The 14167-nt window shown below is 72.7% G+C and carries 10 protein-coding genes; 7 read left to right on the forward strand and 3 right to left on the reverse strand.

The genetic code is table 11. The features are described from left to right. Positions 1–80 precede the first annotated feature (80 nt). The 4 genes from PVK74_RS29530 (at position 81) to PVK74_RS29545 (ending at position 4528) form a co-directional block, all read left to right on the forward strand. Positions 81–1061: a carbohydrate ABC transporter permease gene (locus PVK74_RS29530; protein WP_043325606.1), complete on the forward strand. Its 981-nt coding sequence runs from the start codon at positions 81–83 to the stop codon at positions 1059–1061. A 105-nt stretch (positions 1062–1166) separates the two neighbouring features. Beyond that, on the forward strand, positions 1167–1967 hold the full coding sequence (locus PVK74_RS29535; protein ID WP_197494916.1) for a carbohydrate ABC transporter permease: 801 nt from the start codon (positions 1167–1169) through the stop codon (positions 1965–1967). Further along, on the forward strand, positions 1964–3397 hold the full coding sequence (locus PVK74_RS29540) for a GH1 family beta-glucosidase (protein WP_043325603.1): 1434 nt from the start codon (positions 1964–1966) through the stop codon (positions 3395–3397). Before PVK74_RS29535 ends, PVK74_RS29540 begins: the two co-directional genes overlap by 4 nt. Positions 3398–3481: 84 nt before the next feature. Continuing rightward, positions 3482–4528, forward strand: coding sequence for a LacI family DNA-binding transcriptional regulator (locus PVK74_RS29545; RefSeq protein ID WP_043325601.1), 1047 nt, complete (start codon positions 3482–3484; stop codon positions 4526–4528). A gap of 20 nt (positions 4529–4548) precedes the next feature. Here PVK74_RS29545 and PVK74_RS29550 read toward each other — a convergent pair whose 3' ends face one another. Both PVK74_RS29550 and PVK74_RS29555 read right to left on the reverse strand, forming a co-directional pair. Then, positions 4549–5760, reverse strand: a complete 1212-nt coding sequence (locus tag PVK74_RS29550) for an acyl-CoA dehydrogenase family protein (RefSeq protein WP_104114364.1) — start codon at positions 5758–5760, stop codon at positions 4549–4551. Beyond that, positions 5761–6831, reverse strand: coding sequence for a phosphotransferase family protein (locus PVK74_RS29555; protein WP_274477684.1), 1071 nt, complete (start codon positions 6829–6831; stop codon positions 5761–5763). Positions 6832–6982: 151 nt separating this feature from the next. On the opposite strand from PVK74_RS29555, the gene PVK74_RS29560 reads away from it, so the two are divergent. Beyond that, positions 6983–7687 (forward strand): ACT domain-containing protein, encoded by a 705-nt coding sequence (locus PVK74_RS29560; RefSeq protein WP_043325595.1) that lies wholly within the window; start codon positions 6983–6985, stop codon positions 7685–7687. A gap of 80 nt (positions 7688–7767) precedes the next feature. Beyond that, positions 7768–8907 carry a GNAT family N-acetyltransferase gene (locus PVK74_RS29565; RefSeq protein ID WP_233607854.1) on the forward strand — a complete coding sequence of 380 codons (1140 nt, stop codon included), beginning with the start codon at positions 7768–7770 and terminating at the stop codon, positions 8905–8907. A gap of 177 nt (positions 8908–9084) precedes the next feature. On the opposite strand, the gene PVK74_RS29570 is transcribed toward PVK74_RS29565, so the two are convergent. Then, positions 9085–10650: an aldehyde dehydrogenase family protein gene (locus PVK74_RS29570; RefSeq protein ID WP_043325594.1), complete on the reverse strand. Its 1566-nt coding sequence runs from the start codon at positions 10648–10650 to the stop codon at positions 9085–9087. 428 nt (positions 10651–11078) lie between these two features. Here PVK74_RS29570 and PVK74_RS29575 point away from each other — a divergent pair, with 428 nt between their 5' ends. Next, positions 11079–13958 carry a glycoside hydrolase family 9 protein gene (locus PVK74_RS29575; protein WP_274477685.1) on the forward strand — a complete coding sequence of 960 codons (2880 nt, stop codon included), beginning with the start codon at positions 11079–11081 and terminating at the stop codon, positions 13956–13958. The last annotated feature ends 209 nt before the right edge of the window (positions 13959–14167 follow it).

A 14167-nucleotide genomic window follows, 5' to 3' on the forward strand; every position in this document is an offset into this window, starting at 1 on the left:
TGCCGGCGCCACCCGCGGTGCCCGCAGAGTCCGGCGTCGCCCGTGTGGCGGGTGACGCCGGCCGAGGAGAAGGACTCCCCATGAGCCTCGACCTGCACGCCGCGGCGCCGCCCGAGCCCGGCGCGCCGCGCTCCGCACGTCACACACGCCGCCGCGCCGCCTCGATGACCCGGCTGGACCTGAAGTACTCGCCCTACCTGTACGTCCTGCCGTTCTTCGTGATCTTCGCCGTGTTCGGCGTGTACCCGATTGCGTACACGGTCTGGATCGCGCTGACCGACCGGTCGCCGCTGAACCCGACGATCTCCTTCGTCGGGATGGACAACTTCGTCGAACTGATCACCGAGGATCCGCAGTTCTGGAACGCGGTGGTCAACACGTTCGGCATGTTCGCGCTCTCCACAGTGCCCCAGTTGCTGCTGGCGCTGATGCTCGCCAACGCGCTGAACCGGAAGCTGCGCGCGCAGACGTTCTTCCGGATGGCCATCGCGATGCCGATCATCACCTCGACCGCCGTGGTCGCGCTGATCTTCTCGATGCTCTACGCCAAGGACTTCGGCCTGGTCAACTGGCTGCTCGACAGCATCGGCCTGGACCCGATCGACTGGCGGGCGAACCGCTTCGCCTCATGGTTCGCCATCTCCACCATGGTCGACTGGCGGTGGGTCGGCTACAACGCGCTGATCTACCTAGCCGCCATGCAGTCGATCAGCAAGGACATGTACGAGGCCGCGGCGCTGGACGGCGCCTCCCGGCGGCGGCAGTTCTGGTCGATCACGGTCCCGCAGCTGCGCCCCACGATCATCTTCACGCTGATCATCTCCACCATCGGCGGCCTTCAGCTGTTCACCGAGCCCCTGCTGTTCACCAGCGGCTCGGGCGGTCTCTCCGGTGGTTCGGAGGGGCAGTTCCAGACCATCACGATGTACCTGCTCGACGTGATGAACCAGCGCTTCCGGTGGGGGTACGCCGGAGCGGTCGCGCTCGTGCTCTTCGTGCTCATCGCGTTGATGTCGGCGATCAACTACCTGCTCGCCCGCCGCATCAGCTCCGACAAGTGAGGTGACGAGATGACGACCACCGCGGTCCGCCCGCCCACCCGGCACAGCGCGCCGGTGAAGACCACCCACCGGGCCGAGCGGCTCTGGAAGGCCAGCCCGCTCACCATGATCGGCCTGATCTTCGGTGTGCTGCTCTCCCTGTTCCCGTTCTACTGGATGATCGTGATCGCCAGCCGGACGAACGACGCGGCCAACTCCTGGCCGCCGCCGTTCCTGCCCGGCGGCAAGCTCGGCGAGAACATCGAGCGGGTGCTCGCCAACAGCGACGCCAACATCCTCAAGGGCCTGATGAACTCGTTCCTGGTCGCCGGGACGATCACCGTCGCGACGGTGTTCTTCGGCTCGCTGGCCGGCTTCGCGTTCGCCAAGCTGCGCTTCCGGGGCAAGAACGCGCTGCTGCTGATCATCCTCACCTCGATGATGGTGCCGATCCAGCTCGGCGTGCTGCCGCTGTACATCCTGATGGCCAAGCTCGACTGGCTGAACACCATGCCGTCGGTGACCGTTCCGTTCCTGATCGGCGGCTTCGGCATCTTCATGATGCGCCAGTACGCCGAGCAGGCGGTACCGAACGAGTTGATCGAGGCGGCCCGGGTGGACGGCTGTTCCACCTGGCGGGTGTACTGGCACGTGGTGGCGCCCGCGCTGCGTCCGGCCGCCGCGGTGCTGGGTCTGCTGACCTTCATGGAGCAGTGGAACCAGTTCTTCTGGCCGTTCGTGGTGCTGGCGGACCCGTCCAACCCGACCGTCCAGATCTCGCTGCGCAGCCTCAACACCGCCTACTTCGCCGACAACTCGCAGATCTTCGCCGGTACGTTGATCGCGACCCTGCCCCTGTTCGTCGTGTTCGTTCTGTTCGGCCGCCAGATCATCGGCGGCATCATGGAAGGCGCCGTCAAGTCGTGAGCAATCCAGCAAGCCCGCCCGCCGTCGGTCTCCTCGACGCCGGTCCGGCCCTGACCTTCCCGCCGGACTTCCTCTGGGGCGCGGCCACCGCCGCGTACCAGATCGAGGGCGCGGCGGCGGAGGGTGGCCGTGCGCCGTCGATCTGGGACACCTTCAGCCACACCGAGGGGCGGACGGTGGCCGGGCACACCGGCGACGTGGCGTGCGACCACTACCACCGGATGCCGGACGACGTGCGGTTGATGGCCGACCTGGGGCTGCGGTCGTACCGCTTCTCGGTGAGCTGGCCGCGGGTGCAGCCGGGCGGCACGGGCGGCGTCAACCAGGAGGGCATGGACTTCTACCGCCGCCTGATCGACGAGCTGCTCGGCCACGGCATCGAGCCCTGGCTGACGCTCTACCACTGGGACCTGCCGCAGCCGCTGGAGGACGCGGGCGGCTGGCCGGCCCGGGACACCGCCGGCCGGTTCGCCGAGTACGCGCATCTGGTCGCCGACGCGCTCGGCGACCGCGTGAAGTACTTCACCACGCTGAACGAGCCGTGGTGCTCGGCGTTCCTCGGTTACGGCTCCGGCGTGCACGCGCCGGGCCGCAGAGACGGCGCGGACGCGCTGCGGGCCGGGCACCACCTGATGCTCGGTCACGGCCTGGCCGTGCAGGCGGTCCGCGCGGTCCGCCCGGACGCGCAGCTCGGCATCACCGTCAACCTGTACCCGGTCACCCCGGCGACCGACTCGGCGGCGGACGCCGACGCGGCCCGCCGGATCGACGCGCTGGCGAACCGGTTCTTCCTCGACCCGGTGCTGCGCGGGGCGTACCCGGCAGACCTGGTCGCCGACGTGCGTCAGATCACCGACATGGGGCACGTGCGCGACGGTGACCTGGCGACCATCGCCACGCCGCTGGACATGGTCGGGATCAACTACTACAGCCGGCACGTGGTCGCCGCGCCGGTCGAGGGCGCGGAGCCGGAGCCCTACTGGCGGGCGCCGTCCTGCTGGCCGGGCAGCGAGGACGTCCGGTTCGTCACCCGGGGTGTCCCGGTGACGGACATGGACTGGGAGATCGACGCCCCGGGCCTGGTGGAGACGCTGGAGCGGGTCCACCGGGAGTACACCGACCTGCCGCTCTACGTCACCGAGAACGGCTCGGCGTTCGTCGACGAGCTGGTCGACGGCCGGGTGGACGACCCGGACCGGCTGGCCTACTTCGCCGCGCACCTGCGGGCGGCGCACGCCGCGATCGAGGCCGGCGTGCCGCTCAAGGGCTACTTCGCCTGGTCGCTGATGGACAACTTCGAGTGGGCCTGGGGCTACACGAAGCGGTTCGGCATGGTCTATGTCGACTACGACAGCCAGGCCCGGATCGCGAAGTCCAGCGCCAGGTGGTACGCCGACGTGATCCGACGCAACGGACTGCCCGCACAATAAGCTGGGCCAGCCAGTAACGGGCGGCCCGGCGCCGACGCCTCAATCGGTGCCGGGCCCGCCCGACCGTCGGAGGAGCAACAGACGATGACAACGCAGCGCACCCGCTCGCTCGGGCGTCCGACCCTCGACGCGGTCGCGGCCCGCGCCGGCGTCGGGCGCGGCACTGTCTCCCGCGTGGTCAACGGCTCGCCGCAGGTCAGCCCGGAGGCCCGGGCCGCCGTCCAGCAGGCCATCGCCGAGCTGGGGTACGTGCCGAACCGCGCCGCCCGTGCGCTGGTCACCCAGCGGACCGACTCGGTGGCCCTGGTCGTCTCCGAGTCGGGGGAGCGGGTCTTCACCGAGCCGTTCTTCGCGGCCATCGTGCGGGGCGTCAGCTCCGGGCTGGTCGAGACGCCGATGCAGCTCTGGCTGGCCATGGTGCAGTCGCCGATCGAGCGGGAACGGGTCGAGCACCACCTGACCAACCAGCACGTCGACGGCGTGCTCCTGCTCTCGCTGCACGACGCCGACCCGCTGCCCACGCTGCTGGAGGAGCGCGGCCTGCCGACTGTGCTCGGCGGCCGCCCGGCGCGGATGCTGCACCCGAACGCCCAGCCGGCGTGGTTCGTCGACATGGACAACGTCGGCGGCGCGCGGCAGGCGGTGGAGCACCTGTTCCGCCAGGGCCGCCGGCGGGTCGCCACCATCGCCGGCCCGCAGGACATGGGCGCCGGCCTGGCCCGGCTCTCCGGCTACCAGGAGGCCGTCCGGGCGTCCGGCGGCCGGATCGACCCGGGCCTGATCGCGTACGGGGACTTCAGCGAGGGCAGCGGCACCGCCGCGATGCGCCGGCTGCTGGACGTCTGCCCGGAACTGGACGCCGTGTTCGTCGCCTCCGACCTGATGGCGTTCGGCGCGTTGCGCGCGCTGCGCGAGGCGGGCCGCCGGGTGCCCGAGGACGTCGCGGTGATCGGCTTCGACGACGCCCCGATCGCGCGTCAGGCCGAGCCGCCGCTGACCACCGTGTTCCAGCCGGTCGAGGAGATGGGCCGGCAGATGGCCCGGCTGCTGGTCTCCCGCATCCGCGGCGAGGAGGTTCCCTCGCCGCACGTGCTGCTGGACACCGAGCTGATCCACCGCGCCTCCGCCTGACCACGCCCGGCGGGAGCCGGTCAGGAATAGCGGCGCAGCTCCCGGCGGGCCAGCGAGGCGCGGTGCACCTCGTCGGGGCCGTCGGCCAGGCGCAGCGTGCGGGCCGCCGCCCACAGCTCGGCCAGTGGGGTGTCCTGGCTGACCCCGGCTCCGCCGTGCGCCTGGATCGCCTTGTCGATCACCCACTCGGCCATCAGCGGCGTGGCGATCTTGATGGCCTGGATCTCGGTGTGCGCGCCCTTGTTGCCGACGGTGTCCATCAGCCACGCGGTCTTGAGCACCAGCAGGCGGGCCTGCTCGATCCGGACCCGCGACTCGGCGATCCACTCGCGTACCACGCCCTGTTCGGCGAGCGGGCGGCCGAACGCGACCCGGTCGAGCACGCGCCGGCAGAGCAGCTCCAGGGCCCGCTCGGCCATGCCGATCAGGCGCATGCAGTGGTGGATCCGGCCGGGGCCGAGCCGGGCCTGGGCGATGGCGAACCCGGTGCCCTCCTCGCCGACGAGGTTTTCCGCCGGCACCCGTACGTCGGAGAAGTCGATCTCGGCGTGCCCGCCGTGCGGGGCGTCGCTGTAGCCGAAGACGCGCATGCCGCGGCGTACCGTCACGCCGGGGGTGTCCCGGGGCACCAGGATCATGCTCTGCTGGCGGTGCCGGTCGGCGTCCGGGTCGGTCTTGCCCATCACGATGAAGATCTCGCAGCGCGGGTCCATCGCCCCGGACGACCACCACTTGCGGCCGTTGATCACGTAGTGGTCGCCGTCGCGGGTGATCCGGGTGCCGATGTTCGTCGCGTCGGAGGAGGCCACCTCCGGCTCGGTCATGCAGAACGCGGACCGGATCTCCCCGGCCAGCAGCGGCATGAGCCACTGCTTGCGCTGCTCCTCCGAGCCGAACTCGGCGAGCAGCTCCATGTTGCCGGTGTCCGGCGCGGCGCAGTTGAGCGCCTCCGGGGCCAGGTGCGGGCTGCGGCCGGTCAGCTCGGCCAAGGGCGCGTACTGCAGGTTGGTCAGGCCGGCGCCGTAGCGGGCGTCGGGCAGGAACAGGTTCCACAGCCCGCGCTCGCGCGCCTGCGCCTTCAGCTCCGCCATCACCGGCGGGCGGGCCCACGGGTCGCCGGCCGCGAGCACCTGCTCGTGGTGCACCGGCTCGGCCGGGTACACGCACTCGGTGAGGAACGCCTCCAGCCGCTGCCGCAGCTCGACCGTCCGGTCGTCGTACGCGAACTCCATCTAGCTCTCCCTCACCGCGTGCAGCCCGTGTGCCACGAGCGGCGCCACCATGTCGCCGATCCGGTCGAAGCCCTCGCCCAGGGTCTGGCCGAGCGTGTGCCGGTAGTGGATGCCCTCGCAGATCACCGCGAGCTTGAAACAGCCGAGCGCCACGTGCCAGTGCAGCGGGCCGACGTCGACGTCGCTGCGCCCGGCGTACCGCTCGATCAGCTCGGCCCCGGTGGGGAACCCGGCGCGCGGCCCGATGCCGTCGGCCACCGGGTTGCCCTCGCCGTGGTCGCTGTCGCCGAGCACGTCCCAGTACGTCAGCAGCAGCCCGAGGTCGGCCAGCGGGTCGCCGAGCGTGGCCATCTCCCAGTCGAGCACCGCCCGCACCGCCGGCGGGTCGACGGTGGCGAGCAGATTGTCCAGCCGGTAGTCGCCGTGCACGATCCGGCCCGCGTTCGCGCCCTCGGGCACGCTGGCGGCCAGCGCGTCGCGCAGCTCGTCGATGCCGGGCAGCGGCCGGCTGCGGGACCGGTCGAGCTGGCCGGCCCAGCGGCGTACCTGCCGGGCCAGGTAGCCCTCCGGACGGCCGAAGTCGGCCAGCCCGACCTCGGCCGGCTCGACCCGGTGCAGCGTGGCGAGCGTGTCCATCATCGCCATGGCGAGGTCGCGCCGCTGGGCGGCGGTGAGCGCGTCGGTCTGCTCGCGCCGCCGGTAGACCTCGCCGTCGACCTTCGCCATCAGGTAGAACGGCGCGCCGATGACGCTCTCGTCGGCGCAGAGCGCCAGCGCCTCCGGCACCGGTACGCCGGTCGGCGCGAGCGCCGAGATCACCCGGTGCTCCCGGGCCATGTCGTGCGCGGTGGCCAGCACGTGCCCCAGCGGTGGCCGACGCAGCACCACCTCGCGGTCACCGGCGCGCAGCAGGTAGGTGAGGTTGGACTTGCCGCCGGCGATCAGCCGCGCCGACAGGGGGCCGGTCAGGTCCGGCCGGTGCGCGGCCAGGTAGGTGGCGAGCCGGTCGAGGTCGAGCCCGCGGGGTGCCGAGCCGGCCGAGAGCCGGGCAGCGGCGGCCGGATCGGTCATCCGATTAGTTGATGGCAGCTCAGCTTTGTTGTCAAGGTCGGGGTTTTCCCGGCGGGACATGCCGCTGCAACAGGGGCGAAATGGTCAACCGGCAGGCTGGGCCCCAGCCTGCCGGCCGCTCGGCCGGCCCGCCGAGCGGAGGGGATCAGACATGCTGCTGAGAGTTCGGGTGACCCTGCCGGACCGTCCGGGCACGCTCGGCCAGGTGGCCCGGACACTCGGCGTCTCCGGCGCCGACATCGTGCAGGTGGTGGTCCTGGAACGGCTCGGCGGCCGGGCGGTGGACGACTTCACTGTGGTGTGGCCGGGCGCGGCGCGGGTGGAGCGGATGCTCGCCGGGCTGGCCGCGATCCCCGGCGTGCGGGTGGACGGCGTGTGGCGGGCGATCGGCGCGCCCACCACCACCGGGCAGGACGCGGAACTGCTCGCCCAGGTGGCCGCCAACCCGGCCGACGGGGTGGCCACGCTCGTCGACGCGGCACCCGGGCTGCTCGCCGCCGACTGGGCGGTGGCCGCCGTCGTACCCCTGGACTGGGCCTCGCGCAGCGGCGAGGCGGGCGTCGCCGCGATCGGGCACGCGAGCTGGCGGGCCCCGGCGCCGCCCCGGCTGCCGGAGGTGACCCCGCTGCGGGCGCGGGCCATGACCAGCCCGGAGGGGCACCACTACGCGGTCGCGCCGTTCGGCCGGGCCGGCCTGGTGCTGGTGGTCGCCCGCGACCACAGCGAGCCACTGGCCGCGGCCGGGTTCCACTCCACCGAGGTGGACCGGCTCGCCCAGATCGTCCGCGCCGGCGCGGTGATCCTCGGCGACCGGCTGGACCTGGTCGGCACGCCACCCGTGATCACCGTCACCTGACCGGACGGGCCGCGTCACCCCGGGGCAACGGGCCCGCAACAGGGGCACGGCATGGTCGGTGCCGAGGAAGGGAGACAACCATGGCGCTGTGGCGGATCCGAGCCACCGTGGACGACCGGCCGGGTTACCTGTCGGTGCTCACGGCGAGCCTCGCGTTGCGCGGGGTCAACATCCTCAGCGTGCAGGTGCACACCACCGAGGCCGGCGCGGTCGACGACTTCCTGGTCGACGCGCCCGAGCAGGTCACCGAGGCGGAGCTGCGGGCCGCCGTGGAGCGCGGCCGGGGCCGGGACTGCTGGGTCGCGCGCAGCGAGGCGCGCGGGCTGGCCGACGAGCCGACCCGGGTGCTCGGGCTCGCCGGACGGCTGGCCCGTGACCCGGAGGCGACCGGCGCGGCGCTGCGCACGCTGCTCGGCGCCGACACCGTGACCTGGCGTCCGACGCCGGCCACCGCGCCGGGCGGGGTGGGCGGCACGACCATGGCGCTCGCGGACCCGGCCGGCGGGGCGTACGAGCTGTGCCGCCGGGAGCCGAGCTTCACCCCGGCCGAGTACGCCCGGGCGCAGGCAGTGGTCGAGCTGGCGGCGATGCTGGCCCGCCGGGACACCGAACGGGTCACGCTGGTGCTGCCCGACGGCGGGGAGGTGTCGGTGCGCGCGGCGACGGCCGAGGACGTGCCCGGCGTACGCGAGCTGCACGCGGCCTGCTCGCCGCGCAGCCGGCAGCGGCGTTACCTGAGCGGGGCGGCCGACCCGGCGCCGGCGCGGCTGCGCCGGCTGCTGGAGCCGGTCCGGGGCGTGACCCTGCTCGCGACGGCGGGCTCCGGCGGGGCGGCGGAGCCGGTCGTGGCGATGGCGAACCTGCTCGGTGAGGGCGACGAGGCCGAGGCGGCGCTGCTGGTGCGCGACGACTGGCAGCGCCGGGGCCTGGGCTCGGCGCTGCTGCGCCGCCTGCTCGGCCACGCCGACCGGGCCGGGTACGCCGCGGTGCTGCTGCACGTGCAGGCCGAGAACACCCCGATGCTGCGGACGCTGCGCCGCCTGGACCGGCCGGTGGCGTTGGAACGCGACGGCGCGGTGCTGACCGCGACGCTTCCGCTGGTTCCCGCGCCGTCGACGGGCGAGCCGGCGTCCGGCGGTGACGCGGTGACCGGCGCACCGGCGGTGGCCGGTAGCGGCGCGCGTGCCGGCGCGGTCGTGCCGGCGCAGCGGCCGGGATGAGCTGACGGCCGTCCGGCCGGACCACGGAGGTGAGCCGCAACGGCGCGGCACGCCCGAGGGGTCCGGCCGGAGGGCCGCAACCGGCGCGTTCGCGCGCCACCCGGACCGACCTCCGATGCGGGGGACGGTGACACGGCGGGGCCCCCGATGCGGGGGCCCCGTCCGTGTTCGCGGGGATCAGGTGGCGGGGTAGCTGCTGTAGTCGGGGAAGTTGCCGTAGAGCCGGCCGTCTCCGCCCACCGTCACCGCCTGCACCAGCAGGTCGCCGCCGACGAACGCGCCCTTCCAGGAGGCGCCCCGGCCGCCGAAGGGCTCGTCCCGGTCGCCCCGGGAGCGGGGCTTGTTGATGCCCACCTTGAACGCCTGCAGGTCCACCGCCAGCTTGCCGGCCAGCTCCTCGTCGTCGCAGGCCAGCGACGCGACGAGCGCGCCGTTGGAGGCGTTCATCGCGGCCAGCAGCTCGTCGGTGGTGTCCACCACCACGATGGTGTCCACCGGGCCGAACGGCTCGGCGTGCATCAGCCGGGACCGGCCGGGCGGGGCCAGCAGCACGGCGGGCGCGACGTACGCGGACGTGTCCTGCCCGTCGAGGAACGGTGCGCCGTCGAGCTTGCCCCGGTGCAGCGGTACGGCGCCGCCGCGTACCGCCTCCTCGACCTTGCGGCGCAGCTCCTCGGCCTTGGCGGCGCTGATCAGCGGACCGAAGTCCAGCTCCGGCAGCGGGTCGCCGGCCCGCCACGTCTCGTCGACCGCGAGCGGGTGGCCGAAGCGGATCGAGCGGACCACGGGCAGGTACATGTCGAGGAACTCGTCGACGAGGTCGCGCTGGACCACGAACCGGGGGTACGCGGTGCAGCGCTGCTTGCCGTACTCGAAGCCCTTGCGCAGGTGCGCGGCGAGCGAGTCCCACTGGGAGAAGTTCCAGATGCCCCAGGCGTTGAGGCCCTCCTGCTCGATGAAGTGCCGCTTGTCGCAGTCGAGCAGCGCGGCGGCGACCTTGCCGCCGTTGGAGCGCCCGCCGACGAAGGCCACCGCGCCGATCTCCGGCGCGCGGACGAGCACCTCGGACAGTTCCTCGCCGCTGCCGGACAGCAGGGTGGCGGGCAGTCCGGCGCGGCGCATCAGCGCGTGGGCGACGGTGAGGCAGACCGCGCCGCCCTGGGACGGCGTCTTGGCGATCACCGCGTTGCCGGCCAGCAACTGCACCAGCTCGGCGTGCACCAGCACGCTCATCGGGTAGTTCCAGGAGGCGATGTTGCTGACCGGGCCGGGCAGCGGCTCCCGGCCGTCGGCGAGCATCCGCTCGATCTCGTCCACGTACCAGCGCACGCCGTCCAGCGCCCGGTCCACGTCGGCGCAGGCCAGCCGCCACGGCTTGCCGATCTCCCAGACCAGCAGCAGGGCGAGCAGGTCGCGGTGCCCGGTGAGCGCGTCCAGCGCGTCGGTGACGCGGGCGACGCGCTCGGCCAGGGGGGTCTGCGCCCACTCCCGGTGCGCCGCCGCGGCGTGGGCGACCGCGCCGCGCGCGGCCTCGGCGTCGAGCCGGGCCAGGTGGATGAGGACGGTGTTGTCGACAGGGGTACGGACCGGCGCCGGTGTGCCGAGCGCGCGCCACTGCCCCTGGACGAGATTGTGGAGCGTGGGCACGCCGTCGGAGGTGGTGTCGAAGGCCTCGGGGGTGGCGGCCACCGCCCGGGCGAGCGTGTCGGACCAGGAGGTGCCCTCGGCGAGTCGTAGAGCCATCGCGATCTCCTCAGTGTCGTCCGGGGAGCGGCGGCGTCGATGGCACCGCAGGTGAGGCGTACTGTCGCGCGGTGCCGAGCGGGCGGGCAACCGTACGCTCGTATGCCAGGACGGCGGCGGCCCGGACGGGGTCGTCCGCGGCGCGTTCGTCGTCACCGCGATGCCGCTGAGCTGGGAACGAGTCGGCTCGATATCGAACCGCATCGATGGTGTGATCCAGCTCCCGTTTGTTACCCGTCGGTACGCCGAGCGGGCCCCGCCGACGGTGGCCTTCCCAACATGTTGCCCGCGCATTACATTGTCGCTTATCCATGGGAGCGCTCCCGAGGCTCCTGCGGTCACCCCACCACCACTGCCTCGCGGCAGCCGGAGCCCCGAGTGCCGTCCCCGCTCCGGCTGCCGCGCGGCGCCAGCCACAGGAGCTCGCCATGCCCCGTCCGATACCGCCGCCCGGAGGCCGGTCGCGGCTGCGCCGGTTGCTCGCCGCCGGCGCCGCGCTGGCCGTCGGCCTGGCCACGGCCGTCGCCGCCGCGCCGCCCGCGTCGGCCGTCGAGGTGCCCGCCGCGCAGGCCGCGGCCACGTTCAACTACGCCGAGGCGTTGCAGAAGTCGCTGTTCTTCTACGAGGCGCAGCAGTCCGGCCCCAAGCCCTCGTGGAACCGCGTCTCCTGGCGCGGCGACTCGGCGCTCACCGACGGCGCCGACGTCGGCGTCGACCTCACCGGCGGCTGGTACGACGCCGGCGACCACGTGAAGTTCGGCTTCCCGATGGCGTTCAGCGCCACCATGCTGGCCTGGGGCGCGGTCGAGTACCGCGACGGCTACGTCGCCTCCGGGCAGCTCACCCACCTGCTGAACAACCTGCGCTTCGTCAACGACTACTTCGTCAAGGCGCACCCCGCGCCGAACGTCCTCTACGGACAGGTCGGCAAGGGCGACGACGACCACAAGTGGTGGGGACCGGCCGAGGTGATGCCGATGGCGCGGCCCGCGTACAAGATCGACGCGAGCTGCGGCGGCGCGGACCTGGCGGGGGAGACGGCGGCCGCTATGGCCGCCTCGTCCATGGTGTTCCGCCCCACCGACGCGACCTACGCGGACAAGCTGCTCGGCCACGCCAAGCAGCTCTACACGTTCGCCGACACGGTGCGGAAGAGCTACCACGAGTGCATCACCGACGCGACGAGCTTCTACAAGTCGTGGAGCGGTTACCAGGACGAGCTGGTCTGGGGCGCGATCTGGCTGTACCGGGCCACCGGCGACGCCACCTACCTGGCCAAGGCCGAGAGCGAGTACGACAAGCTCGGCACCGAGCCGCAGTCCACCACCCGCTCCTACAAGTGGACCATCGCCTGGGACAACAAGCAGTTCGGCGCGTACGTGCTGCTGGCCAACCTGACCGGCAAGCAGAAGTACGCCGACGACGCCAACCGGTGGCTGGACTACTGGACGGTGGGCGTCAACGGGCAGCGGGTGCCGTACTCGCCCGGCGGGATGGCGGTGCTCGACTCCTGGGGCGCGCTGCGGTACGCCTCGAACACCGCGTTCGCCGCGCTGGTCTACAGCGACAAGACCACCGACACCACGCGCAAGGCGCGCTACCACGACTTCGCGGTCCGGCAGATCAACTACGCGCTCGGCGACAACCCGCGCAACTCCAGCTACCAGATCGGCTTCGGCACGAACTCGCCGCGCAACCCGCACCACCGCACCGCGCACGGCTCCTGGTGGGACAGCCAGACCGTGCCCACCGAGACCCGGCACGTGCTCTACGGCGCGCTGGTCGGCGGCCCGTCATCGGCAAACGACGCGTACACCGACAGCCGGTCCGACTACGTGATGAACGAGGTGGCCACCGACTACAACGCCGGCTTCACCTCCGCGCTGGCCCGGCTCGCCAACGAGTACGGCGGCAGCCCGCGCGCCGGGTTCCCGTCCGCCGAGACGCCCGACATGGACGAGATGACCGTGGAGACCACAGTCATGCAGGCCGAGCCGCGCGCCACCGGCCTGAAGGCGATCATCTACAACAAGTCGGCGTTCCCGGCCCGGGCGCTGACCACCGGAAAGTTCCGGTACTTCTTCCGGCCCGACGGCACCGGACCGGTCACCGTCACCCCCGGCTACACCCAGGGCTGCCCGTCGCCGTCGACGGCGAAGCAGTTCTCCGGCGACATCTGGTACGTCGAAGTCGACTGCACCGGCTACACCATCGCGCCCGCCGGGCAGTCCCAGCACCGGATGGAGGTGCAGTTCAAGATCGGCGTGCCGGAGGGCGGCACCTGGGACCCGACCAACGACCCGTCGTACCAGGCCACCGCCGGGCCCAACCGCAAGGTGCCGCTCTACTCCGGCGGCGTACGGGTCTGGGGCGAGGAGCCCGGCCCGGTCACCCCGGACACCACCGCGCCCTCGGTGCCCGGCACCCCTGTCGCGTCCGCCGTCACGTCGAGCGGGCTCACGCTGACCTGGGCCGCGTCCACCGACACCGGTGGCAGCGGGCTGGCCGGGTACGAGGTGACCCGTACCTCGGCCGGCGCCGACCCGGTCGTCACCGCCTCGACCGGCACCACCCTCACCGTGACCGGGTTGGCACCCGAGCGGACGTACCAGTTCACCGTGCGGGCGCTCGACGGCGCCGGCAACCGCTCCGCGTCGTCGGCTGCGGTCAGCGTCACCACGCCGGCCGGCCCGGCGCCCGACACCACCCCGCCGACCGCGCCGGGCACTCCCACCGCCTCCGCGGTCGGCCCGACCGGACTGACGCTGACCTGGGGTCCGTCCACCGACGCGGTGGGCGTCACCGGGTACCGCGTCTACCGGGGCGGGAACGTCCTGGTCGGCACCGCTACCGGCACCACGCTGGCGGTGACCGGGCTGACCGCCTCCACCACGTACACGTTCACGGTGGTGGCGGTGGACGCGGCCGGGAACGTCTCACCGGCCTCGCCCGGTGTCACGGTGACCACCACCGCGCCGCCGGCCGGCGGCACCTGCGCGGTGACCTGGACGGCGAACTCCTGGGACACCGGGTTCACCGCGAACATCACCGTCGCCAACACCGGCACCACGGCGATCAACGGCTGGACGCTGGCGTTCACGTTCGGCAACACCGGGCAGAAGGTCGGGCAGGCCTGGTCGGCGAACGTGACCCAGACGGGCACGGCGGTGACCGCGACGAACCTGTCCTACAACGGGACGCTGGCGCCCGGGGCGTCGACGAGCTTCGGCTTCAACGGCACCCACACCGGCTCGAACCCGAGGCCGGCGACCTTCACGCTCAACGGGACCGCCTGCGCGGTCGCCTGACCGTCGACATGGCGTGGCCGGTACCGCACCCCGTGTGACCGGCCACGCCGCACTCGGCCCCGCGCGGCCAAAAACGTTCCGAAACTTTTCCGAAACACCATTGTCCCCACCGATGCGTGGTGGAAGCATCGACAAAGCTAGATACCCCAACCGAAACGTCCAGTCGTCCCGCCCCGACGGCCTGGGTGTTGGCCAGTAAGGAGGCCAAG

Origin of the sequence: Micromonospora chalcea (assembly GCF_028768405.1) — a bacterium.
GTDB classification, from domain to species: Bacteria; Actinomycetota; Actinomycetes; order Mycobacteriales; family Micromonosporaceae; genus Micromonospora; species Micromonospora chalcea.